The organism is Serratia sp. ASV30 (assembly GCF_016428815.1).
GTDB lineage: Bacteria > Pseudomonadota > Gammaproteobacteria > Enterobacterales > Enterobacteriaceae > Chania > Chania fonticola_C.
In genome coordinates this window covers 1-22,045 of record NZ_JAELTL010000004.1, presented here as the reverse complement: position 1 = coordinate 22,045, position 22,045 = coordinate 1, and the positions used below count along the sequence as shown (strand labels likewise).

The window sequence follows — 22,045 nt, the reverse complement described above, 5'->3', positions numbered from 1 at the left end:
TGCCTATGGACGTTTCCGACCTGCTCGACAGCATGAATGATAAACAACGTGAAGCCGTGGCTGCGCCACGCAGCAACCTGTTGGTGCTGGCCGGTGCAGGCAGCGGCAAGACCCGGGTGCTGGTGCATCGCATTGCCTGGCTACTGGCGGTGGAGAACTGCTCGCCGTACTCCATCATGGCGGTGACTTTCACCAACAAGGCGGCGGCAGAGATGCGCCACCGTATCGAACACCTGATTGGCACCAGCCAGGGCGGCATGTGGATCGGCACCTTCCACGGCTTGGCACACCGCCTGCTGCGCGCCCATCATATGGACGCCAACCTGCCGCAGGACTTCCAGATCCTAGATAGTGAAGATCAACTGCGCCTGCTGAAACGCATCGTGCGTGCGCTGAACATTGACGAGAAGCAATGGCCGCCGCGCCAGGCGATGTGGTACATCAACGGCAAGAAAGATGATGGCCTGCGCCCGCAGCATATCGAAAGCTACGGTAACCCGGTGGAAGCCACCTGGCTGCGGATCTATCAGGCTTATCAAGAGGCTTGCGATCGTGCAGGGCTGGTCGATTTTGCCGAATTGCTGTTGCGCGCCCATGAGCTGTGGCTGAACAAGCCGCATATCCTCAATCATTATCGTGAGCGCTTCACCAATATCCTGGTGGACGAGTTCCAGGACACCAACCGCATCCAGTACGCCTGGATCCACATGCTGGCCGGGGGCAAGGCCAACGTGATGATCGTGGGGGATGATGACCAGTCGATCTACGGCTGGCGTGGTGCGCAGGTGGAAAACATCCAGCGTTTCCTGAAAGATTTTCCCGGTGCGGAAACGGTGCGTCTGGAGCAGAACTACCGCTCGACCAGCACCATCCTGAAGGCTGCCAACACCCTGATCGCCAATAACGACGGGCGCATGGGCAAAAACCTGTGGACTGAAGGGGCCGAAGGCGAGCCGATATCGATTTACTGTGCGTTCAACGAGCTGGATGAAGCCCGCTTTGTGGTTAACCGCATCAAGGCCTGGCAGGACAACGGCGGCGCGCTGAACGACTGTGCCATCCTGTATCGCAGCAACGCCCAATCGCGCGTGCTGGAAGAGGCCTTACTGCAAACCGCCATGCCATACCGCATTTACGGCGGCATGCGCTTCTTCGAACGTCAGGAGATCAAGGATGCCCTGGCCTATCTGCGACTGATCGCCAACCGTAACGACGATGCGGCCTTTGAGCGCGTTGTGAATACCCCAACGCGCGGCATTGGCGATCGTACCCTCGACGTAGTGCGCCAAGCGGCACGAGACCGCCAACTGACGCTGTGGCAGGCTACGCGTGCGCTGCTGCAAGATAAGGTGCTGGCGGGCCGTGCAGCGTCCTCCCTGCAGCGTTTTCTGGAGCTGGTGGACTCACTGGCTCACGAAACCGCCGAAATGCCGTTGCATGTGCAAACCGACCGGGTGATCCGCGATTCCGGGCTGTTTATCATGTATGAGCAGGAAAAGGGTGAGAAGGGCCAGGCGCGTATCGAAAACCTTGAGGAACTGGTCACGGCTACGCGCCAATACAGCTACCAGGATGAAGATCAGGATCTGATGCCGTTGCAGGCCTTCCTGTCCCATGCCGCACTGGAAGCGGGGGAGGGACAGGCAGATGCCTATCAGGACGCGGTACAGCTGATGACCCTGCACTCGGCAAAAGGGCTGGAGTTCCGCCAGGTGTTTATCGTCGGCATGGAAGAGGGTATGTTCCCAAGCCAGATGTCGCTGGACGAAGGTGGCCGCCTGGAAGAGGAACGCCGTCTGGCCTATGTTGGCCTGACCCGTGCGATGCAAAAATTGACGCTGACCTATGCGGAAACCCGCCGCCTGTATGGCAAAGAGGTGTATCACCGACCATCACGCTTTATCGGTGAGATCCCGGAAGACTGTGTGGAGGAGGTGCGCCTGCGGGCCAGCGTCTCCCGCTCGGTGAGCCACCGCCGGATGGGGACGCCGATCAGTGAAAACGACACTGGTTACAAGCTTGGACAGCGCGTGCGCCATGCCAAGTTTGGCGAAGGCACCATCGTCAACCTGGAAGGCAGCGGTGAACACAGCCGGTTGCAGATCGCGTTTCAGGGTGAAGGCATCAAGTGGCTGGTAGCAGCTTACGCCAAGCTGGAAACGGTGTAACATCCCCTCACCCCAACCCTCTCCCACAGGGAGAGGGAGCTAAAGTCCCTGCTCTGTTGGAAGCAAGAAGATAATCTCAGCAAAAATTGAGTTTATCTTCTCCTAAGGTGAGTCAACAGAAGTCCATGATGTATCACCGTTTTTTCAGGCCAACTCGATCGGTCCCCTGTGGGAGAAGGTGAGGGGGCAATAATTTAGTGAGCGAAACGGTCACCCACCTTTGCAGTGGCATACCAGCGCATCACCGCTTCGATCCCCTCGCCACCTTCCGGTGGAGCCCAACTCATACAATCGTCTTCACCGAGCGCCTGATAAGGGCCCTGCTTCACTTCAAACACCACGCCACCTGGATCGACAGATAGCACGGCATGCCAGGTAAACGCCGGCATCTCCAGCACCTTGGTTTCTTCACCCAGCAGGGTGCGTTGGGTGACCACGCCTTCGTCATTGAACTGCAACACTACGAAACGGCCACGTAGTGGGGTGAGTAACTCCCAGGTCTGCGGGTGGTGGTGCGGGCGAATATAGGTGCCAGGCTCCATGGCGATCGCCAGGCGTTGCACCGGATCGCTCAACTCTTCATGCAAGGTACGGTGGGCACGCAGGCGTGGCAGTGTGGCAGCCTGTTCGCTCATGGTCGTCAAATCGTGGGCGGTAATCTGTTTCATGTCGTCAATCCGCAATATTTCTGTGTGCTAATCTTAGCAAGATTCCTGGCCGCGGTCAGAGATCGCGACCAGGTTTTCCATCAGGCATGAGCAAGGTTGCAGGTGTGTTACAAACCGGCCGCGAGCGTGATGAATTGTTGCGCGATTATCCGCCCTAACCGGTTGACAGGCTTTTTCTTCTCGGCGTAACATGCGCGCACGAATCTCAATGAGGACACACGCCTTGGACACACCCAGTAGATACTGGCTCACAGACCTGGACACCAGGTACAACTTCTAAGGCTATCCCATTGCGCTGATACCCTTCGTGGTTGTCGGCGACCCTCCCCAGCGTCGCTCCGAGTCAGATCTCTTCATGGTCTGGAACGAGCCGGTATTGCATACTTTCCTCGCTTTCTGTGCTTCAATGCGTTGTCTACCCCCGTTACCATTAGGGAGCTTTGGCACATGCTAAGCGCTTTTAAATTAGATAACAGCCGCTTATCCCGTCTGGAGTTGGATGACTCAGAGGATCTGACCTCGTCGCTGTGGGTTGACCTGGTCGAGCCGGAGGAGGGCGAACGCGAGCGCGTGCAAAGTGAGTTGGGCCAAAGCCTGGCGACACGCCCCGAACTGGATGATATCGAAGCCTCGGCCCGTTTCTTCGAAGACGATGACGGCCTGCATATCCACTCCTTTTTCTACTACGAAGACGCCGAAGATCACGCGGGCAACTCTACCGTGGCATTCACTATCCGCGATGGCCGTCTGTATACCCTGCGTGAACGCGAACTGCCTGCTTTCCGGCTTTACCGGATGCGCGCGCGCAATTTACGAATGGTGGATGGCAACGCCTACGAACTGCTGCTGGATCTGTTTGAAACTAAAATTGAACAGCTGGCCGACGAGATCGAAAACGTCTACAGCGATCTGGAAAAGCTCAGCCGGGTCATTATGGAAGGGCACCAGGGCGACGAATATGATGAAGCGCTGTCCACGCTGGCCGAGCTGGAAGATATCGGCTGGAAGGTGCGCCTGTGTCTGATGGATACCCAACGCGCGCTGAATTTCCTGGTGCGCAAGGCGCGTTTGCCAACCAGCCAACTGGAACAGGCGCGGGAAGTGCTGCGCGATATCGAATCCCTGCTGCCGCATAACGAATCGCTGTTCCAGAAGGTCAACTTCCTGATGCAGGCGGCGATGGGCTTTATCAACATTGAACAGAACCGCATCATCAAGATCTTCTCGGTGGTATCGGTGGTGTTCCTGCCACCGACGCTGGTGGCCTCAAGCTATGGGATGAACTTTGAGTTTATGCCCGAGCTACGTTGGTCGTTTGGCTACCCTGGGGCGATTGCGCTGATGATCGTGGCGGGATTGGCACCTTATCTCTATTTCAAACGCAAGAACTGGCTTTAAATCCGGCTTTCGTTCGCTTCGGGTGGTGGTCTACACCACCGCCCCATTTTATCTTCAATGATCCCCTCTTTCGCCCGTTAAACCGGGGTAGAATATCCCCATTGCTTATCGGCTCGTAAGGCATGCGTCTTAATGGAGAAGTTCCCGCGCGTCATTCAATGGCTGATCCTGCTGCTGGCTTCGCTGGTGTTGGGGTTTGGTCTACAGGCCTTTCACGTTCCTGCTGCCTTGCTGCTGGGGCCGATGATTGTCGGCGTCGCGATGGGGCTGCTCGGCGCTTCGGTGCGCATCCCTAGTCCCTTCTTTATTGCGGCACAAGCGATCTTGGGCTGCATGATTGCCCAAAGCCTTTCGCCCAATATTCTTACCCCCTTGTTGGATGACTGGCCGCTGGTGTTGCTGGTGCTGATAGCGACGCTGTTGGCGAGCGGTGTTTCCGGCTGGTGCCTGGTGCGTTTCAGTGGCCTGCCCGGCCCTACCGGTGCCTGGGGATCTTCCCCTGGCGGCGCATCGGCGATGGTAGCGATGGCGGGAGATTTCGGCGCAGATGTGCGGCTGGTGGCGTTTATGCAGTATCTGCGCGTGCTGTTTGTCGCGACGGCAGCAGCGGTCGTAGCGCGTATCGGCCTGGGAGATGAAGCTGGGCATGGGAGCGCCGCTCTGGAGTGGTTCCCCGCCCTCGACTGGCGCTTTGCCGGTACTTTGGCCGTAGCGGTTATCGGCTCCTGGTTAGGACCGCGCCTGCGCATTCCTTCCGGTGCGCTGATGTTGCCAATGATCGCGGGGGCAGCATTACATTCTACCGGCACCATGGCGTTACAGGTGCCCGAATGGCTGCTGGCGCTGGCCTACACGTTGATTGGCTGGAGCGTCGGGCTGCGTTTTACCCGGGCCATCTTCCTGCTGGCGTTGCGCACCTTGCCGCAGATGGTGGTATCGATTGTCGCGCTGATGCTGTTTTGCGGTGGGCTGGGGTGGATGTTGACCCAGTTCCTGCCGGTCGATCTGCTGACGGCCTATCTGGCCACCAGCCCAGGTGGATTGGACACCGTGGCGATCATCGCCGCAGGCAGCCGGGTTGATATGACCTTTGTGATGGCGATGCAGACGCTGCGGCTGTTTACTATTTTGCTGACCGGCCCGGCGATGGCCAGATTCATCTCTAACCACGCCCAGCCAGTGCAATCAACGTAGCTTTCGTTGCTGGTATAAGGCATCCAACAGGAACAACACCAACGCCGCCCAGATGAAGCCAAAGGTCACCAGCTTATCCTGGCCGATGGTCTCACCGTAGAAGGTGACCGCCAGCAGGAACATCAGCGTTGGCCCCAGATATTGGAAGAACCCGAGCGTTGACAGGCGCAGGCGAGTGGCCGCTGCGGTAAAGAACAGCAGTGGAACGGTGGTAACCACCCCGGCGGCAACCAGCAGTAAATTCAGCGACCAGGGGTTGGCGCTCAGATGACTGGTTGGGCTATCGGCAATCAGGAATAGGTAGATGGCGGCCACCGGTAGCAGCCACAGGGTTTCGATCAGCATGCCGGTTTGTGCATCAATGGCAATCTTCTTGCGCAGCAGGCCGTAGAAGGCAAAGCTGAAGGCCAGGCCAAGCCCGATGATCGGCAGCGAACCAAACTGCCACAGCTGCACCAAGACTCCGGTAAAGGCCAAGGCTACGGCCACCCACTGCATACGGCGGAAACGCTCTCCCAGGAACAGCATCCCCAGCAGCACGTTCACCAGCGGATTGATGAAATAGCCCAGACTGGCCTCCAGCATATGGTGGTTATTCACCGCCCAGATAAACAGCAACCAGTTCCCTCCCACCAACAGCGCGGTGACGGCCAACAGCAGTAGCCGCTTGCGGTTTTTACAGGCGGCCCGCACCTGCGGCCAGTTGCGGCCCAATGACACCAGCCCCAGCATAAAGAAGAAGGACCAGATCACCCGGTGGGTGAGGATCTCATCGGCAGGGACTTGTTGGATCAGCTTGAAATAGGCGGGGGCGATACCCCAAATAAAATAGGCGGCCAGAGCAAAGAAAATGCCCTGCCGGGTCTGTTGAGCGTCCATGACGATTACCGGGTGGGAAAAGGAGATGCGGTGATTTTACTGAAGATAACCGGCTGTGTCTTACAATTGTGTGGCACAACCGGTTGGTACCCCTAGCCTACCAGGTAGGTGGCGGTGGCGCTGGCGATGTGTAAGCCATCGTGGTTGTGCAGCTCGACGCGGGCTACTGCCACTTTATTGCCACTGCGCAGTACGCTGGCGGACGCGACAAAATGCTCACCACGGCCTGGGCGAAGATAGTCGACGCGCAGATCGATTGTTCCCATGCGCGATAAACGTGACGCCAGCTCTTCTTCGATCAGTGGATCCTGACGCATCAGCACGCTGCCCACGCACGCTAGCCCGGCGGCAACATCCAGTACGGAAGCGATCACGCCGCCATGCAGGATTTTCTGGGCGGCATTGCCCACCAGCTTAGGCTGGTTGGTAAAGCTCAATTCAACGAAGTCGTCCTCAAAGCGGCGTAGCTCCAGTCCCAATTCACGGTTAAACGGCATGTGATAGACGAAGATTTCGCCTATCTTCTGGCGGGCGGCCTCGAGGGTCAAAGTTGTGTGTGACATAGTTCCTTTCTTCATTTGAGTTTTGCCAGCCGATGTACTGGTCAGTCCAGGTTAATGACTTGTGGATTTTATGCTTATCTTTTGTTGCTTTCCAGAGCCACCAGATAAATGTATTCACTAGTGCGGTAAATCCTGCAATGTGTGTAAAATGACCTGCTTTTATTTCTGGGTTTTTCCTTATCTTTCGAGAGTGAACTAAATTATGCGCGTTCTGTCTGGGATTGTGATGGCGATGCTGTTTACGCCAGTAGTGGTGCAGGCCAATGAGGCCACTGAGCAAAAGAATCTGAATAAACCGGCAGTTCGTGGCAGCATCATCGGCAACATGCTGCAAAACTACGATAACCCGTTCACACTCTATCCGTATGAAACCAACTACCTGCTTTACACCGATACCAGCGATCTGAACAAAGAAGCGATCAAGTCCTACAACTGGGCGGAGAACGCGCGCAAAGATGAGGTGAAGTTCCAGCTTAGTCTGGCATTCCCGATCTGGCGTGGCATTGCCGGGGAAAACTCGGTTTTGGGGGCATCTTACACCCAACGTTCCTGGTGGCAGTTTTCTAACCACGACGAATCCTCACCGTTCCGTGAAACCAACTACGAACCGCAAATTTTTGTCGGCTGGGCCACGGCGTATAAGTTTGCCGGCTGGACGCTGCGTGATATCGAAGTGGGTTTGAACCATGAATCCAACGGCCGTGAAGATCCTACCTCGCGTAGCTGGAACCGTGGCTATGCGCGTCTGATGGCGCAGAACGGCGACTGGCAGGTCGAGGTCAAACCCTGGTTCCGCTTCTCGGAAAGCGATAGCAACGACGATAACCCGGATATCACCAAGTACATGGGCTATTACCGCCTGACGGTGGGCTATGCCTTGGGGGAAAGCGTGTTCAGTGCCGAAGGCCAATACAACTGGAATAGCGGGTATGGCGGCGCGCAGTTGGGCTGGAGTTACCCAATTACCAGCCATGTGCGTTTTTATACCCAGGTGTTCAGCGGCTACGGTGAATCGATGATTGATTACAACTTCAAGCAGACACGGCTGGGTGTTGGTGTCATGCTTAACGATATTATGTAATTTGCCGTCCAGATAGCGGTGCCCAGATTGGCACCGCCGTAAAGAAAAATGGGGAAGTGTGTGTCAACCGCAGCAGTGATAAACAGAGAGTTGCTGGCAGAGCAGGTATTACGCGATACCTTCGGCTACCAGCAGTTCCGTCCGGGCCAACAAACGATTATCAACGCAATTATCGGCGGCCAGGATTGCCTGGTGGTGATGCCGACCGGCGGAGGTAAATCGCTGTGCTATCAAATCCCGGCGCTGGTGATGGATGGACTGACGCTGGTGGTATCCCCACTGATTTCGTTGATGAAAGATCAGGTCGATCAGCTCTTGGCCTATGGTGTTTCCGCCGCCTGCTATAACTCGACGCAAACGCGGGAGCAGCAGTTGGAGGTGATGGCGGGCTGTCGCAGCGGCCAGATCAAGATGCTGTATATCGCCCCCGAACGGCTGATGATGGACAGCTTCCTCGAACTGTTGGATCACTGTCCGCCGGTGATGCTGGCGGTGGATGAGGCACACTGTATTTCCCAGTGGGGCCATGACTTCCGCCCGGAATACCGTGCGCTGGGCCAACTGAAGCAACGCTTCCCGACCATGCCGGTAGTGGCATTGACGGCCACCGCTGATGAAGCCACGCGGGGGGATATCGTTCGCCTGTTGGCGCTAGACGATCCGCTGATCCAGATCAGCAGCTTCGATCGCCCAAATATCCGCTACACGCTGGTGGAGAAGTTCAAACCGCTCGATCAACTTTGGCGCTTCGTGCAGGACCAGCGCGGTAAAAGCGGCATTATTTACTGCAACAGCCGCGCGAAGGTGGAAGACACCACCGCACGTTTGCAAAGCCGTGGGTTGAGCGTTGGGGCTTATCACGCCGGGCTGGACAACGAACGCCGCTCCCAAGTGCAGGAAGCCTTCCAGCGTGATGACTTGCAGGTGGTGGTCGCCACCGTGGCCTTCGGCATGGGCATCAACAAACCCAACGTGCGTTTTGTGGTGCACTTCGATATTCCGCGCAACATCGAGTCCTATTATCAGGAGACTGGTCGTGCAGGGCGTGATGGCCTGCCAGCGGAAGCGATCTTGCTGTATGACCCGGCGGATATGGCCTGGTTACGCCGTTGCCTGGAAGAAAAACCGGCGGGGCAGCAGTTGGATATCGAACGTCATAAGCTCAACGCCATGGGGGCATTTGCCGAAGCACAAACCTGCCGCCGTCTGGTGCTGCTGAACTACTTCGGTGAAGGCAAACAGCAGGCCTGTGGCAACTGCGATATCTGCCTTGACCCGCCCAAGCGTTATGACGGCCTGGAGGATGCTCGCAAGGCGTTGTCGGCGATTGGTCGCGTTGGGCAACGTTTCGGCATTGGCTATGTGGTGGAGGTGCTACGCGGCTCCAATAACCAGCGTATCCGGGAGTTTGGTCACGAAAAGCTGCCGGTGTACGGCATTGGCCGCGATCAGACCACCGAACACTGGACCAGCGTGCTGCGCCAACTGATCCATCTGGGCTTTATCACCCAGAACATTGCGATGCATTCGGCGCTGCAACTGACCGAGGCCGCGCGCCCGGTGCTGCGTGGTGAAGTAGTGCTACAACTGGCGGTGCCGCGTATTCAAAGCTTCAAGGTACGCAGCAGCGCCAACCAGAAATCCTACGGCGGCAATTACGATCGCAAGCTGTTTGCCAAACTGCGCAAGCTGCGTAAATCGATTGCCGACGAAGAGAACATCCCCCCGTACGTGGTGTTCAACGACGCAACGCTGCTTGAGATGGCCGAACAGATGCCGATCAGGGCCAGCGAGCTGTTGAGCGTCAACGGCGTGGGGCAGCGTAAGCTGGAACGTTTTGGTGCGCCATTTATGGCGATGATCCGCGCTCACCTCGACGGTGACGACGAATAAGGATAATCACTCATGCTGATGTTGTTTTTAACGGTGGCGATGGTGCATTTGATTGCACTGATGAGCCCAGGGCCGGACTTCTTTTTTGTTTCGCAAACCGCAGCCAGTCGTTCCCGTCGCGAGGCGATGATGGGCGTGGTGGGGATCTCCCTCGGCGTCATGGTCTGGGCCGGTGTGGCGCTGCTGGGGCTGAACCTGATCCTGCAAAAGATGGCCTGGCTGCACCAGATCATCATGGTGGGCGGTGGCCTGTATCTGTGCTGGATGGGCTGGCAACTGCTGCGTTCCGCCCGTAGCCAGAATGCGCAAACTGCTCCGGCAGAAGAGGTGAAGGTGGCGTTACCCAAGCCGGGCCGCAGCTTTATCCGTGGCTTGCTCACCAACCTTTCCAACCCGAAGGCTGTCATTTACTTTGGTAGCGTATTCTCGCTGTTTGTCGGTGAGGATGTAGGGGCCGGAGCGCGTTGGGGATTATTCGCTCTGATCACCGGTGAAACCTTTATCTGGTTCACCCTGGTGGCGATCATCTTCGCGTTACCCGCCATGCGCCGGGGTTATCAGCGGATGGCGAAATGGATCGACGGCTTGGCCGGGGTGTTGTTCACCGGTTTTGGCCTGCATCTGATTTTTACCCGTTAATGATCGTCGGGCCGAACGCTTCGGCCCAATCGATCATGCCTTTCTTGCCGTTGCCAGTAATCCCGCCACCAGAATAAACAGCGAGCCAAAAATCCGGTTCAGCAGCTGCATTTGGCGCGGGGTCTTTAACCAACCGGCAATGCGCGTGGCCAGCGTGGCGTAACCAATCATCACTAGGATATCGATCACCACCGTGGTGACGCCGAGAATGACATACTGCTCGGCCTGGGGCTGGTTGGGCATGATGAACTGCGGGAACAGAGCTGCCAGAAACACGATGCTCTTGGGGTTGGTCAGATTCACCAGGACGGCTCGGCGAAACAGACGGCGCCGTGGCATGGTGCCTGCCAGAGTGTGCAGATCCAACGCGCCTGCGGCGCGCCACTGCTGGATACCCAGCCATACCAGATAGGCCGCACCAAACCATTTCAGTAGTTCAAAGGCCAGCAGCGATTGGGAGACCACCGCGCCGAGGCCAATCCCCACCAGCACAATATGGATACTCAGGCCTACCTGCAGACCCGCAATCGACGCTGCCGCTCCGCGATAGCCGTGGCTGATGCCGGTACTCATGGTGTTGATGGCACCGGAACCGGGGGAAAGACTGAGGATAAGGGTTGTCAGCAGATAGGTTAACCACCAGTCTAAGGTCATCGCAATGCTCCCTGAATACACCAATTTGTGCCACAATACGCTAGTATGATTTCCCGTGCCAGAGATCACATTTACCTCTCTGAACATCCCGTTAAAAGGTAGGCCATGTCGTCATTCACCCTTGATCCCGCGCAATGGTTAAACCGTGAAAAGCAGTTCTCTGCCTTCGCGACCGGGCCACTGCTGGATTTTTGGCGGCGACGTGAGGAAGGGGAATTCACCGGCGTCGGGGGCGTACCGATCCGCTTTGTGCGTTTTGCTTCCCCGCTGCACCAGCGGGTAGTGGTGATCAGTCCGGGGCGCATCGAAAGCTATATCAAGTACCCGGAAGTGGCGTACGATCTGTTTCACAGCGGCTATGACGTGATGATCATCGATCATCGTGGTCAAGGGTTGTCCGGGCGTATGCTGGCAGATACGCACCGGGGGCATGTGGTAAACTTTGCCGACTACGTGGACGATTTTGCCCAGTTTTACCATCAGCAGGTCAAACCCTTGGGTTACCGGCAGCATGTCGCGCTGGCACACTCGATGGGAGGGGCGATACTGGCGCAGTTCCTGGCGCGTGAGCCACAGGCGTTTGCCGCCGCCGCACTCTGCGCGCCAATGTTGGGCATTTATCTGCCAATGCCGGGCTGGATGGCCAACGGTATTTTGAACTGGACGGAAAAGCGCCCAGGGTTGCGTGACTATTATGCGGTTGGGACCGGGCAGTGGCGGCCATTGCCCTATGTGGTCAATACGCTGACCCACAGCCGCGAGCGTTATCGCCGCAACCTGCGTTATTACGCCGATCATCCCGAACTGCGGGTAGGTGGGCCAACCTATCATTGGGTCAAGGAAAGTATTCAGGCCGGGCAGCAGATCATTGCCCAGGCTGCTAACATCACAACGCCGATTTTATTATTGCAGGCCGGTGAGGATCGGGTGGTCGACAACCGTTCCCAGCGCGCTTTTTGTCAGGCACTGTCAGACGCGGGGCACCCTTGTGAAGGGGGAAAACCGTGGGTTATCAAAGGCGCTCGCCATGAGATCCTGTTCGAACGGGACGCGATGCGCGCCGAGGCACTGAACGCAATCCTGCGATTCTTTGCTCAGCACTTAGGCGGTACTGCTGCCGCCGAAAATTCCACTAGAGGTTAGAACATATCGCTATGTATCACGTCGTTGCTTCCGATTTAGATGGCACTCTGCTGTCCCCTGAGCACACCCTGACACCGTACGCCAAAGAAACGCTGCAGCTGCTGACGCAGCAGGGCGTGCACTTTGTTTTCGCTACCGGCCGCCACCATATCGACGTTTCCCAGATCCGCGATAATCTCGGCATCAGTGCTTTTATGATCACCTCCAACGGTGCGCGGGTACATAACACCGCCGGTGAGCTGATCTTCAGCCACAACCTGGATCAGGATATCGCCCGCGATCTGTACAACATGATGCACGACAACCAGGATATCCTGACCAACGTCTACCGCAACGACGACTGGTTCATGAACCGTGAAAGCCCGGAGCAGGAAGAATTTTTCCAGGAATCGATCTTTAAATATGAGCTGTTTGAGCCGGGCTTGCTGGAAACCGATGGCGTGTGCAAAGTGTATTTCACCTGCGACGATCATGAAAAACTGCTGCCGTTGGAAGATGCCATCAACGCGCGCTGGGGCGATCGCGTCAACGTCAGCTTCTCGTTCCCAACCTGCCTGGAGGTGATGGCCGGTGGCGTCTCGAAAGGCCATGCGTTGGAAGAAGTCGCCAAGATCATCGGCTATTCGCTCAAAGAGTGCATCGCCTTTGGCGATGGCATGAACGATTTGGAAATGCTGTCGATGGCGGGGAAAGGCTGCATCATGCAGGATGCCCAGCAACGTCTGAAAGACAAGTTGCCGGAGCTGGAAGTGATTGGCTCCAACGTTGACGACGCCGTGCCTCATTACCTGCGTAAAATGTACTCGATTTAACTGATTGGGGCGCAGTCTTTACCGGCTGCGCCCGCCGAGCGACCTGGCTCACATTCCATCAACAATAACATGATTGAATGTGACCACGGTAAGCTGAAACGGATAATCAACCCGATGTTAGGCTTCAAGTCCATGAAGACGGCTTATAGCGGTCATGCGTGTGTTACGTAAAGGCCAGGCTGAACCTTGGTCCCCAAGGGAAAGTGCGTCTGGTGAACGACGTTTTCAGTCTCTAAGGGGAGTAGCTGAAGGGAACGTTTTCCCTAGCCCGAATCAAATCATCTGGCTGAAGTTCATTTGAGCCATCAGTTTGTAATTGTCAGCATAATCTACCGGGATTGCCACCACCACCGGCCCCTGAATTTCCATAGCCTTACGCAACATAGGCCGCAACTCCTCCACTGATTGCACCGCAAACCCGACTGCACCGCATGCCTCTGCATAGGCTTTGAAATCAATCGGGCCAAACTCTACACCAGACTTGCGTTGATATTTACTCACCTCCTGCATTTCCACCATGTTGTAGGCATTATCTACCCAAATCACATGCACAATATTGGCTTTCAGCCGCACCGCGGTTTCCAACTCCATGCTCGACTGCATAAATCCTCCATCGCCGGAGATGGATAACACTTTGTCTCCCGGCCGGACCAGCGCCGCACCAATGGCCCACGGTAGGGCAACCCCCATGGTCTGCTGGCCATTGGAGATCAGGAGTTGGCGGGCGCGGAAGCTATACAAATAGCGAGCGATCCAGATATGGAAGCTCCCCATATCCACACATAGCGTCACGTCATCGCTGACGATATCCTGCAGTTCCTTGACGATGCGCAACGGATGAATCGGCATACCGCCACGGCGTGCAGCACGCTCTGCCAGCTCCGCGCGCTGCAGGCCGAGATCGGATAAGATCAGTTCCACCTCGGCAGGCATACCGATCACATTGCTGAAACCTTCGGTCAGCAAATTGATAGTGGCGTTGATATTACCGACCAGCTCCACATCTGGGCGGTAACAGGTATCAATTTCGGCCGGTTGTACATCGATATGTACCAGCATCAACCGCCTTTGGCTGTTCCACATGCAGGGATCGTATTCGATCGGGCTATAGCCCACACTGACCACCAGATCGGCTTTTTGCAACAGTTGGTCGGCAGGCTGATTGTTAAATAACCCGACGCGGCCAGCAAAGCGGGAAAAATCATTTGCATCAATCACTCCGGCGGCCTGATAGGTTCCTACCACCGGCATATGCGTACGCTGTAACAAATGGCGTATTGCGGCACTATTTTCCGGGCGGCTGGCTTGCAGCCCCAGCAACAGTACCGGACATTTCGCCTGCTGGATCAGTTTAAGCGCTTCGTGAATGTCCTCAGTTGAAGCGGCCCCCAGACGGGGTGAGCGGCCTCCGGTCAGCACCGGTGCCGTAACCGGTTCATTGATGATATCCATCGGCAAGCTGATAAACGCAGCCCCAGGACGGCCAAATTCAGCACTGCGGAACGCATTGGCCATCACTTCTGAAATGGCGGAACCGGTATGTACCTCGGCACAATATTTGGTTACTGGCCGGAACATGCTGACGGTATCCATGCTCTGGTGTGTTTGCTTAAGGTTGTCAGCACGTTTCACCGCCCCGCCCAAGGCCACCACCGCATCCCCTTCGGAGGTCGCGGTGGCCAGCCCGGTGATCAGGTTAGAGCTGCCAGGCCCGGAGGTCACCAGTGCGACTCCTGCCTTGCCGGTCAAGCGGCCAACTGCTGCCGCCATAAATGCCGCGTTGGCTTCGTGACGTACCACCACGGTTTTTATCTCAGGTTCATCTTCCAACGCATCGAACACGCGATCTATTTTCGCCCCGGGAATACCAAATACTTGTTTCACGCCCTGCGCGTGCAGATTTTTAACCACCAAATCTGCACCACACCGCCAGTGATTGTCTGAACCAACCATAATCCACCTCCTGAAAAAACGACGCCGATTAACCCTCGGCAGAACGAATGGCGCAATCCAAATCCTCTGGACAGAGGTCGGCGCACAGGAAATCCGCATCGTGCGGCAATTGAAGATTGAGACGAGCGATCACGCCAAACTGCAGACGGCCATGATCGAGCTGATAATCCAGGACATGACCCCCACCGATACGATCGTCAGTGATAAAGTGTTCGTGGTAACCCGCAACACTGATGCCCTGCATATAATCAGGTGAGCGGAATCCCACCAATGTGCCGCTGCGTTGCTGAAATGCAAAGGTCGGCTGCGATTCGATCGCTTCCAGCATCGGTTTGTAGGGCCGCTCTTGCCGCGGTACGGTCCGGGTTTCCACATGGCTGAACAGACCATCAACCCGTAACGCACAGAACAGATTAGGTGAAGCTACCTGCTGGTCGATGCACCGGTGCAGGTCGGCTTTGCAGATCGGTTTTTCAATCTTTAGCGTCACACTCGGCTGAAAAAAAGTGACCACCGCGAATGGCGTTCTTTGCTGCAGACTGGCCGCACGGGCGCTGCCATCTGCACGCAACTGATGAACTTCCCGATCAAAAGCGATCAGTTCTCCATCAAGATGGTTGAAGGTCCCCAAGCCGAAGTTACCGTGCTTGAGCAACTCGGCGATAGTGACATCCCCTTCGTAAACACCATCAAGCAAGGCGCTCATCAATGAGGTCTGATAAATTTCCCCCTGACCACAATCCAGCGCTTGCCTGGCAAAACCTTGCGCCAGCTGCTGCGCACATGAACAGCCATGATTTTCATTCATTACCACCTCCTCCACCCGCACGGCACCTAAGGTGCGATGCGTTTAAATGCTCAAGAACATGGGCAAACCTGCCGCTGCTAAAGTGCTCACTGAGACCCCTTCAGCTGGCAACGGCAAAAAACAGTGATACAAACAGGCAACGCGCCGGACTCAACCAGAGTCTAGGTAAAACAAAGACCTGCTAATGATTTTAACCGCGCCACACCACGTTTACGATTAATGTGGTATTGATTTTAAAATGCATGAATCAGATGAATTAACTATATAATTTCAAACTTTAAGTTTTATAAAGATAAATTAAGGTTTTTTATATTGATGATTGAATATTATTAGCACGATATCGCTGACTCACTCTGGAAGTAGAGTAGCGCTAACTCAACCGGTAGAGAACCGAGTATTCATAAGTAATGCTTTTGCATATAATGCAAAGATGAATGACGCACGCTATGCCGAACATTTGCCGATCTTTCTCGATGTTGCCCAATTGGGTAGTTTCTCTGCCGCCGCACGCAAACTGGGTATGGTGCCTTCTTCATTGGTGCGGCATATCGATACGCTGGAAGGTGAGCTTGGGGTCATGCTGTTTGTGCGCTCAACTCGCGGCCTGGTGCTGACCGATGCTGGTGAAATGCTGAAAAAGCGCGCCACACTGTTGCTGACGCAAATCATCGACATCCGCGCTGAACTGGCAGCACAAAACGAGACTCCGCAAGGCGTGCTGCGTATCAGTTGCTTGCCCACCTTCGGTAAAACCTATCTGTTGCCGCTGTTGCCGGTGCTAATCCAGCGTTATCCAAGGCTGGCAGTTGAGTTGGATCTCACCGAGCGCCAGACCGATCCGAAACAAGAATTGCTGGACGCCGCCATCCGTATCGGCGAGCAGAAAGACAGTTCACTGTACGCAACCCGCATCGCCACCCAGCGCTGGTTCATGTGTGCCAGCCCGGACTATATCGTTCACAATGGGATACCGGCCAACCTACAGGAGTTACGTGATCATCAGTTGATCGCTCGCTATCACAAACAGCAACCCGCTTGCTGGGCGCAAATCCTCAGTGAACCACTGATGAATCAGTGCAAGATGGTGCTGCGCTGTGATGATTTTTCGGCACAGTGGCAAGCGGCATTACTCGGATTAGGCATCGCTTTCTTGCCTAACTGGGTGGTAGGACCGGATATTCAGGCAGGAAGTTTGTTGCCTCTGCTGGCAGATCCACGCGGCGAGGCACAAGGGATCTATCTGTTGCGCCCAGTAGCCAGAATCTCTGCCAAATTGAGCGCTTTTATAAGTTTGCTCACTGAGCGTATTGGTCAACCTCCAAGCTGGCAATGACGTGGCTCAATCGAGCTTTTCAATCCCGGTTCAGCCTCTGGTATCGGCATTTATGTGGTTGCTTTGCTGTTACGGCAGGCTTGGTTCTGATCCCCACCGGGGTAACCCGGTGGGGAGTCGTCGTTACTTATGTTGCCCCTGCTTTTGCAGGAACTGTACGCCCTTGTCCGGGAAGTCGGTAAACACGCCGTCAACGCCCGCCTGATTGTAAATCGCGTCGAACAGTTGGTTCACGTCGGTGACGTATTTCGGCAGCTTATCGGCACGAATGGTGTAAGGGTGCACCGCCATATTGCTGGCATGAGCGTCCTTGACCATATCGGTCAACACAATCTGGTTCGGTTTGGATTTTTCTTCGACGATCAGCATATGATAGTCAGGCCCGATGCCGTCGGCATACTGGGCGATCTTTTTCATCGCGCCCGGTTTGAACATCCAGTCGTAGTCATAGTTGACCCACTTGCCGTCGGCCTTCTGCTCGTAGGTTTCGTTCCAGTCGGTGTAGGCAATCAGCTGCACCAGCTTCAGATCCATCCCCATCTTGGGTTCCAGCTGATCCTTGATGCGTTTCAGCTCGTTGGCATCAAAACACTGCAGATAGACGTTGTCGCTCTTGCTGGTGTAGCCGTATTGCTTAAGGACTTCCAGCACCCTGGTGGAGATGTCTTTTCCTTCCTGCTGATGGAACCAAGGGGCCTTGATTTCCGGGTAAAGGCCGATGTTCTTGCCGGTTGAATGGTTGAGACCCTGTACGAACTCGATCTCTTCCTGGAAGGTGTGGACGCGGAAGTCGGATTTGCCCATCGGGAAGCGGCCAGGGTAGCTTTGCACCTGCTTACCGTCTTTGATATCAAAGCCTTCGGTGAACTTCAGCGATTTGATCTCAGGCAGCGTAAAGTCGATGGCGTAGTAGCGGCCATCTTTACGCGCCCTGTCCGGGAAGCGCTCGGCAACGTCGGTGACGCGATCCAGATAGTGGTCGTGCAACACCACCAGCTCGTTGTCTTTGGTCATCACCAGATCTTGCTCAAGGAAGTCGGCACCCTGCGCGTAGGCCATCGCCTTGGCCGGTAACGTATGCTCCGGCAGATAGCCACTGGCACCGCGGTGAGCGATAACCACTTTATCTGCAGCCTGGGCGGCACTGAGCATTGAAGTGGCAAGAATGATCCCTGTCAGCAGGGCTTTGGTTTGAGTCCGCATTCTGTGTTGCTCCATGTTGTAGAGGTAAGAAAAAGGCCGCAGCGCGGCCTTAGATTGACGATAAAGGGTAGGTAGGGGCGCTGCATGCTGCGCCCGCTTGGCTTTTAACCGCGTTTGGCCGCGATTTCTGCGTGGTGTTTCTTCTCGCTGATCATGGTCAGCACCAGCAGGATCACCGCACCGATGCTGCCGCCGATCATCACCATAAAGCCGCCGTCCCAACCGAAGTAGTCAACGGTATAGCCGACGATGGCGCTGGCTGCGACCGAACCGCCCAGGTAACCGAACAGGCCGGTAAAGCCTGCGGCGGTACCTGCCGCTTTCTTCGGTGCCAGTTCCAGCGCGTGCAGGCCGATCAGCATGACTGGGCCATAGATCAGGAAGCCGATGGTGATCATACAGGCCATATCGATGCCTGGGTTACCCACCGGGTTCAACCAGTAAACGATGGTGGCGATGGTCACCAGAACCATGAAGAACACCCCGGTGGCGCCACGGTTGCCTTTAAACACCTTGTCCGACATCCAGCCGCACAGCAGGGTGCCTGGGATACCGGCGTATTCGTACAGGAAGTAGGCCCAGGAGGACTTATCCAGCGCGAAGTGTTTCACTTCTTTCAGGTAGGTAGGTGACCAGTCCAGGATGCCGTAGCGCAGCAGATACACGAACACGTTGGCGATCGCGATGTACCACAGCAGTTTGTTTGGCAGCACGTACTGCATGAAGATCTGCTTGGCAGTCAGCTCTTCTTCTGCTTCTTCGCTGTAATCATCCGGATAGTCGTTTTTGTATTCTTCAATCGGTGGCAAACCAACAGATTGCGGGGTGTCACGCATCAAGGCGAAAGCGATCAGGGCCACCAGGATCGCACCGAAGGCAGGCATATACAGCGCCGCATGCCAGTCGTTAAACCAGGCCATACCCAGCAGGAACAGCAGTGGGGGCAGGCCACCACCGACGTTGTGCGCACAGTTCCATACCGAAACAATACCGCCACGCTCTTTCTGTGACCACCAGTGCACCATGGTACGGCCACAAGGCGGCCAACCCATACCCTGGAACCAACCACACAGGAACAGCAGCACGAACATCACGGCAATGCTGGAGGTAGCCCAAGGCACAAAGCCCATAAACAGCATGACGGCAGCAGCCAGGATCAGGCCGGCGGGTAGGAATACACGCGGGTTGGAACGGTCAGAAACCGACCCCATGATGAACTTGGAGAAACCGTAGGCGATGGAAATCCCTGACAGCGCAAAGCCCAGGTCACCACGGCTGAAGCCCTGATCGATCAGATACGGCATCGCCAGGGTGAAGTTTTTACGCACCAGATAGTAGGCGGCGTAACCGAAAAAGATCCCCATAAAAATCTGCCAGCGCAGCTTACGGTAGAGCGGGTCTACCTTGTCGACTGGCACACGAGAAATGTGTGCAGCTGGCTTAAAAATACTCAACATGAGCGCCTCCGATGGCTTTATCTGTTTATTGCCTCAACAGGAAACGGCTGTCCTGAAGATGAGCTTGCGGATACCTGAAGTGTTGTTAAATGTTCCATAACGAGCGCAATGCTAGAGAAAACCCCCCGGTCACACCGTGATGGATGGCTCATTTGTTACACTTTTATGAAACTGTGGCGAATTTTGAGTGATCGGTTAACATTTTGGAATGGCTAAATAGCACAAATACGTGATGTTTGTCACATTCATGGCTTTTTATGGCCATATTATTTTCGTTTTCTGTTCGTTATTGTTCCTTATCAAACAAAAACCCTACTGACTGTGGCTAAATAAACGCATAACTACAGGCTCAGGGGGCGTGATGAGCAACAACTCACCAATCACCGAAACGGACGTGATCATCATTGGCGGCGGCGCTACCGGCGCGGGGATTGCCCGTGACTGCGCGCGGCGCGGTCTGCGTTGCGTTTTACTGGAAAGGCATGACATCGCCACTGGCGCGACTGGCCGCAACCACGGGTTGTTGCACAGCGGGGCGCGCTATTCGGTCACCGACGGCGAATCGGCACGCGAGTGTATTGAAGAAAACCGCATCCTCAAGCGCATTGCACACCACTGCATCGAACGTACCGACGGCCTGTTCATTACCTTGCCGCAGGACTCATTGGCCTTTCAGCAGCAGTTTATTACCGCCTGTCGCAGCGCTGGCATTGAGGCCGAAGCCATTGACCCTGCGCTGGCATTACGCCTGGAGCCTGCGGCTAACCCGGCGCTGATCGGCGCGGTACGAGTGCCGGATGGCACCGTCGATCCTTTCCGCTTAACGGCGGCCAACATGCTTGATGCGCGTGAACATGGCGCAAAAATCCTCACCTATCATCAGGTTACCGGTTTGTTGCGTACTGGCGATCGCGTGACGGGCGTGCGCGTTTTCGATCATCAGGCTGCACAGCAGTACGATATTCATGCTCAGGTGGTGGTCAATGCCGCCGGGATCTGGGGCCAGCAAATTGCCGAGTATGCCGATCTGCGCATCCGCATGTTCCCTGCCAAAGGGGCGTTGCTGATCCTGGGCCATCGCATCAATAACATGGTGATTAACCGCTGCCGTAAACCGGCGGATGCCGACATTCTGGTACCTGGCGATACCATCTCGCTGATTGGTACCACCTCCACTCATATCGAGTACGACCAGATTGACAACATGGTGGTGACGCCACAGGAAGTGGATATATTAATCCGCGAAGGCACGCTGCTGGCCCCGAAACTGGCGCAAACGCGCATTCTGCGTGCCTATGCGGGCGTGCGGCCACTGGTCGCCAGCGACGACGACCCTTCTGGGCGCAACGTCAGCCGCGGCATCGTGCTGCTCGACCATGCGGCGCGCGATGGGTTGGAGGGTTTTATCACCATTACCGGCGGCAAGCTGATGACTTACCGGCTGATGGCCGAATGGGCCACCGATTTGGTCTGCACCAAGCTGGGCATCGACAGCCCTTGCACCACGGCGGAAGTGGCGTTGCCCGGCTCCCGCCAGAGCGCCGAAGAGACGGTGCGCAGCGTGGTTTCACTGCCTGCCAGCATCCGGGGCTCGGCGGTGTACCGTCATGGCGATCGTGCCAGCCTGGTCCCTTCTGGCAACCGGCTGGACAACAGCCTGGTGTGTGAGTGTGAAGCGGTGACTGCCGGTGAGGTGCGTTATGCGGTGGATTCTCTGACCGTCAACAATCTGGTCGATCTGCGCCGCCGCACCCGCGTTGGGATGGGGACCTGCCAAGGTGAGCTGTGTGCCTGCCGTGCCGCAGGTTTGTTGACGCGGTTTAACGTGGTGACGCCGCAGCAATCCATCACCCAACTGTCCCATTTCCTCAATGAACGCTGGAAAGGCGTGCGGCCTATCGCCTGGGGCGATGCCCTGCGGGAGAGCGAATTCACCAGTTGGGTATATCAAGGGTTATGCGGGTTAGATGCGCAGGGTGACGCTAAGCAGGAGGCGGATGATGCAATTTGATGCGGTGGTGATTGGTGGTGGTTTGGCCGGGTTGAGCTGTGCTATCCGTTTGGCTGAGCATGGCAAACGCTGCGCAATAGTCAGTTCCGGCCAAAGCGCGCTCTATTTTTCTTCCGGCTCGCTCGATCTGCTGGCCCATCTGCCCGATGGGACGCCGGTGGCGTCGCCTCTGTCTGCCTTGCACGAAC

The 22,045-nt window shown here is 56.0% G+C and carries 20 protein-coding genes and 1 pseudogene; 13 read left to right on the top strand and 8 right to left on the bottom strand.

Translation table 11 applies throughout. The features are described from left to right. Positions 1 to 5: 5 nt before the first annotated feature. Complete coding sequence (gene uvrD / locus JHD74_RS02355; RefSeq protein ID WP_021181533.1) at positions 6 to 2,168, top strand: DNA helicase II; 2,163 nt, start codon at positions 6 to 8, stop codon at positions 2,166 to 2,168. A gap of 194 nt (positions 2,169 to 2,362) precedes the next feature. Here the strand turns inward: uvrD and JHD74_RS02350 are convergent, their stop codons facing one another. Next, the gene (locus tag JHD74_RS02350; protein WP_199061522.1) at positions 2,363 to 2,836 is read right to left on the bottom strand and encodes a WbuC family cupin fold metalloprotein; all 474 of its coding nucleotides are present in this window, start codon (positions 2,834 to 2,836) and stop codon (positions 2,363 to 2,365) included. 190 nt (positions 2,837 to 3,026) lie between these two features. Between JHD74_RS02350 and ysgD the strand changes: the two genes are divergently transcribed. The 3 genes from ysgD (at position 3,027) to JHD74_RS02340 (ending at position 5,428) form a co-directional block, all read left to right on the top strand. Beyond that, positions 3,027 to 3,116 (top strand): YsgD/CorL family protein, encoded by a 90-nt coding sequence (ysgD, locus tag JHD74_RS27025; RefSeq protein ID WP_367651464.1) that lies wholly within the window; start codon positions 3,027 to 3,029, stop codon positions 3,114 to 3,116. Between the two features lie 167 nt (positions 3,117 to 3,283). Beyond that, on the top strand, positions 3,284 to 4,234 hold the full coding sequence (corA, locus tag JHD74_RS02345; RefSeq protein WP_024529538.1) for a magnesium/cobalt transporter CorA: 951 nt from the start codon (positions 3,284 to 3,286) through the stop codon (positions 4,232 to 4,234). Between the two features lie 132 nt (positions 4,235 to 4,366). Further along, on the top strand, positions 4,367 to 5,428 hold the full coding sequence (locus JHD74_RS02340) for an AbrB family transcriptional regulator (RefSeq protein WP_199061520.1): 1,062 nt from the start codon (positions 4,367 to 4,369) through the stop codon (positions 5,426 to 5,428). Here JHD74_RS02340 and rarD read toward each other — a convergent pair. Further along, entirely contained in the window at positions 5,420 to 6,307 is an 888-nt protein-coding gene (rarD, locus tag JHD74_RS02335; RefSeq protein ID WP_021807769.1) for an EamA family transporter RarD, read from the bottom strand. The genes JHD74_RS02340 and rarD overlap by 9 nt on opposite strands. Before the next feature lie 92 nt (positions 6,308 to 6,399). Further along, the gene (locus tag JHD74_RS02330) at positions 6,400 to 6,870 is read right to left on the bottom strand and encodes a thioesterase family protein (protein ID WP_074030108.1); all 471 of its coding nucleotides are present in this window, start codon (positions 6,868 to 6,870) and stop codon (positions 6,400 to 6,402) included. A 202-nt stretch (positions 6,871 to 7,072) separates the two neighbouring features. On the opposite strand from JHD74_RS02330, the gene pldA reads away from it, so the two are divergent. From pldA to rhtC, 3 genes are read left to right on the top strand one after another with little or no spacing between them, the layout of a single operon-like run. Continuing rightward, a complete protein-coding gene (pldA, locus tag JHD74_RS02325; RefSeq protein WP_024529541.1) occupies positions 7,073 to 7,951 on the top strand; it encodes a phospholipase A in 879 nt (292 codons plus the stop codon). A gap of 60 nt (positions 7,952 to 8,011) precedes the next feature. Continuing rightward, on the top strand, positions 8,012 to 9,844 hold the full coding sequence (recQ, locus tag JHD74_RS02320) for an ATP-dependent DNA helicase RecQ (protein WP_024529542.1): 1,833 nt from the start codon (positions 8,012 to 8,014) through the stop codon (positions 9,842 to 9,844). 12 nt (positions 9,845 to 9,856) lie between these two features. Beyond that, complete coding sequence (rhtC, locus tag JHD74_RS02315; protein WP_024529543.1) at positions 9,857 to 10,483, top strand: threonine export protein RhtC; 627 nt, start codon at positions 9,857 to 9,859, stop codon at positions 10,481 to 10,483. A gap of 33 nt (positions 10,484 to 10,516) precedes the next feature. On the opposite strand, the gene rhtB is transcribed toward rhtC, so the two are convergent. Then, a complete protein-coding gene (gene rhtB / locus JHD74_RS02310; RefSeq protein WP_021181524.1) occupies positions 10,517 to 11,137 on the bottom strand; it encodes a homoserine/homoserine lactone efflux protein in 621 nt (206 codons plus the stop codon). A gap of 105 nt (positions 11,138 to 11,242) precedes the next feature. On the opposite strand from rhtB, the gene pldB reads away from it, so the two are divergent. From pldB to JHD74_RS02295, 3 genes and pseudogenes are all read left to right on the top strand, one after another. Then, on the top strand, positions 11,243 to 12,280 hold the full coding sequence (gene pldB, locus JHD74_RS02305) for a lysophospholipase L2 (protein ID WP_024529545.1): 1,038 nt from the start codon (positions 11,243 to 11,245) through the stop codon (positions 12,278 to 12,280). An 11-nt stretch (positions 12,281 to 12,291) separates the two neighbouring features. After that, positions 12,292 to 13,092, top strand: a complete 801-nt coding sequence (yigL, locus tag JHD74_RS02300) for a sugar/pyridoxal phosphate phosphatase YigL (protein WP_024529546.1) — start codon at positions 12,292 to 12,294, stop codon at positions 13,090 to 13,092. Between the two features lie 63 nt (positions 13,093 to 13,155). After that, positions 13,156 to 13,328: pseudogene (locus JHD74_RS02295) on the top strand (IS6 family transposase); the annotation flags it as partial. 37 nt (positions 13,329 to 13,365) lie between these two features. Here the strand turns inward: JHD74_RS02295 and alsS are convergent. Together alsS and budA are read right to left on the bottom strand one after the other, a co-directional pair. Beyond that, on the bottom strand, positions 13,366 to 15,045 hold the full coding sequence (gene alsS / locus JHD74_RS02290; RefSeq protein ID WP_199061518.1) for an acetolactate synthase AlsS: 1,680 nt from the start codon (positions 15,043 to 15,045) through the stop codon (positions 13,366 to 13,368). 28 nt (positions 15,046 to 15,073) lie between these two features. Further along, on the bottom strand, positions 15,074 to 15,853 hold the full coding sequence (budA, locus tag JHD74_RS02285) for an acetolactate decarboxylase (protein WP_199061517.1): 780 nt from the start codon (positions 15,851 to 15,853) through the stop codon (positions 15,074 to 15,076). 430 nt (positions 15,854 to 16,283) lie between these two features. Here budA and JHD74_RS02280 point away from each other — a divergent pair, with 430 nt between their 5' ends. Then, positions 16,284 to 17,186: a LysR family transcriptional regulator gene (locus JHD74_RS02280; RefSeq protein ID WP_199061516.1), complete on the top strand. Its 903-nt coding sequence runs from the start codon at positions 16,284 to 16,286 to the stop codon at positions 17,184 to 17,186. Positions 17,187 to 17,309: 123 nt separating this feature from the next. Here JHD74_RS02280 and glpQ read toward each other — a convergent pair whose 3' ends face one another. Then, positions 17,310 to 18,389 carry a glycerophosphodiester phosphodiesterase gene (gene glpQ, locus JHD74_RS02275; protein ID WP_024529558.1) on the bottom strand — a complete coding sequence of 360 codons (1,080 nt, stop codon included), beginning with the start codon at positions 18,387 to 18,389 and terminating at the stop codon, positions 17,310 to 17,312. Positions 18,390 to 18,493: 104 nt separating this feature from the next. Beyond that, on the bottom strand, positions 18,494 to 19,846 hold the full coding sequence (glpT, locus tag JHD74_RS02270) for a glycerol-3-phosphate transporter (protein WP_024484654.1): 1,353 nt from the start codon (positions 19,844 to 19,846) through the stop codon (positions 18,494 to 18,496). Between the two features lie 361 nt (positions 19,847 to 20,207). On the opposite strand from glpT, the gene glpA reads away from it, so the two are divergent. Beyond that, positions 20,208 to 21,857, top strand: a complete 1,650-nt coding sequence (gene glpA, locus JHD74_RS02265; protein ID WP_199061515.1) for an anaerobic glycerol-3-phosphate dehydrogenase subunit A — start codon at positions 20,208 to 20,210, stop codon at positions 21,855 to 21,857. Continuing rightward, a partial coding sequence (locus JHD74_RS02260) for an FAD-dependent oxidoreductase (protein ID WP_199061514.1) occupies positions 21,847 to 22,045 on the top strand: 199 nt, incomplete at its 3' end. The genes glpA and JHD74_RS02260, both read left to right, overlap by 11 nt.

Coding starts and splice junctions, on each gene's coding strand:
- uvrD (WP_021181533.1), top strand. CDS start 6: ATGGACGTTTCCGACCTGCTCGACAGCATGAATGATAAACAACGTGAA.
- JHD74_RS02350 (WP_199061522.1), bottom strand. CDS start 2,836: ATGAAACAGATTACCGCCCACGATTTGACGACCATGAGCGAACAGGCT.
- ysgD (WP_367651464.1), top strand. CDS start 3,027: ATGCGCGCACGAATCTCAATGAGGACACACGCCTTGGACACACCCAGT.
- corA (WP_024529538.1), top strand. CDS start 3,284: ATGCTAAGCGCTTTTAAATTAGATAACAGCCGCTTATCCCGTCTGGAG.
- JHD74_RS02340 (WP_199061520.1), top strand. CDS start 4,367: ATGGAGAAGTTCCCGCGCGTCATTCAATGGCTGATCCTGCTGCTGGCT.
- rarD (WP_021807769.1), bottom strand. CDS start 6,307: ATGGACGCTCAACAGACCCGGCAGGGCATTTTCTTTGCTCTGGCCGCC.
- JHD74_RS02330 (WP_074030108.1), bottom strand. CDS start 6,870: ATGTCACACACAACTTTGACCCTCGAGGCCGCCCGCCAGAAGATAGGC.
- pldA (WP_024529541.1), top strand. CDS start 7,073: ATGCGCGTTCTGTCTGGGATTGTGATGGCGATGCTGTTTACGCCAGTA.
- rhtC (WP_024529543.1), top strand. CDS start 9,857: ATGCTGATGTTGTTTTTAACGGTGGCGATGGTGCATTTGATTGCACTG.
- rhtB (WP_021181524.1), bottom strand. CDS start 11,137: ATGACCTTAGACTGGTGGTTAACCTATCTGCTGACAACCCTTATCCTC.
- pldB (WP_024529545.1), top strand. CDS start 11,243: ATGTCGTCATTCACCCTTGATCCCGCGCAATGGTTAAACCGTGAAAAG.
- yigL (WP_024529546.1), top strand. CDS start 12,292: ATGTATCACGTCGTTGCTTCCGATTTAGATGGCACTCTGCTGTCCCCT.
- alsS (WP_199061518.1), bottom strand. CDS start 15,045: ATGGTTGGTTCAGACAATCACTGGCGGTGTGGTGCAGATTTGGTGGTT.
- budA (WP_199061517.1), bottom strand. CDS start 15,853: ATGAATGAAAATCATGGCTGTTCATGTGCGCAGCAGCTGGCGCAAGGT.
- JHD74_RS02280 (WP_199061516.1), top strand. CDS start 16,284: ATGAATGACGCACGCTATGCCGAACATTTGCCGATCTTTCTCGATGTT.
- glpQ (WP_024529558.1), bottom strand. CDS start 18,389: ATGCGGACTCAAACCAAAGCCCTGCTGACAGGGATCATTCTTGCCACT.
- glpT (WP_024484654.1), bottom strand. CDS start 19,846: ATGTTGAGTATTTTTAAGCCAGCTGCACACATTTCTCGTGTGCCAGTC.
- glpA (WP_199061515.1), top strand. CDS start 20,208: ATGAGCAACAACTCACCAATCACCGAAACGGACGTGATCATCATTGGC.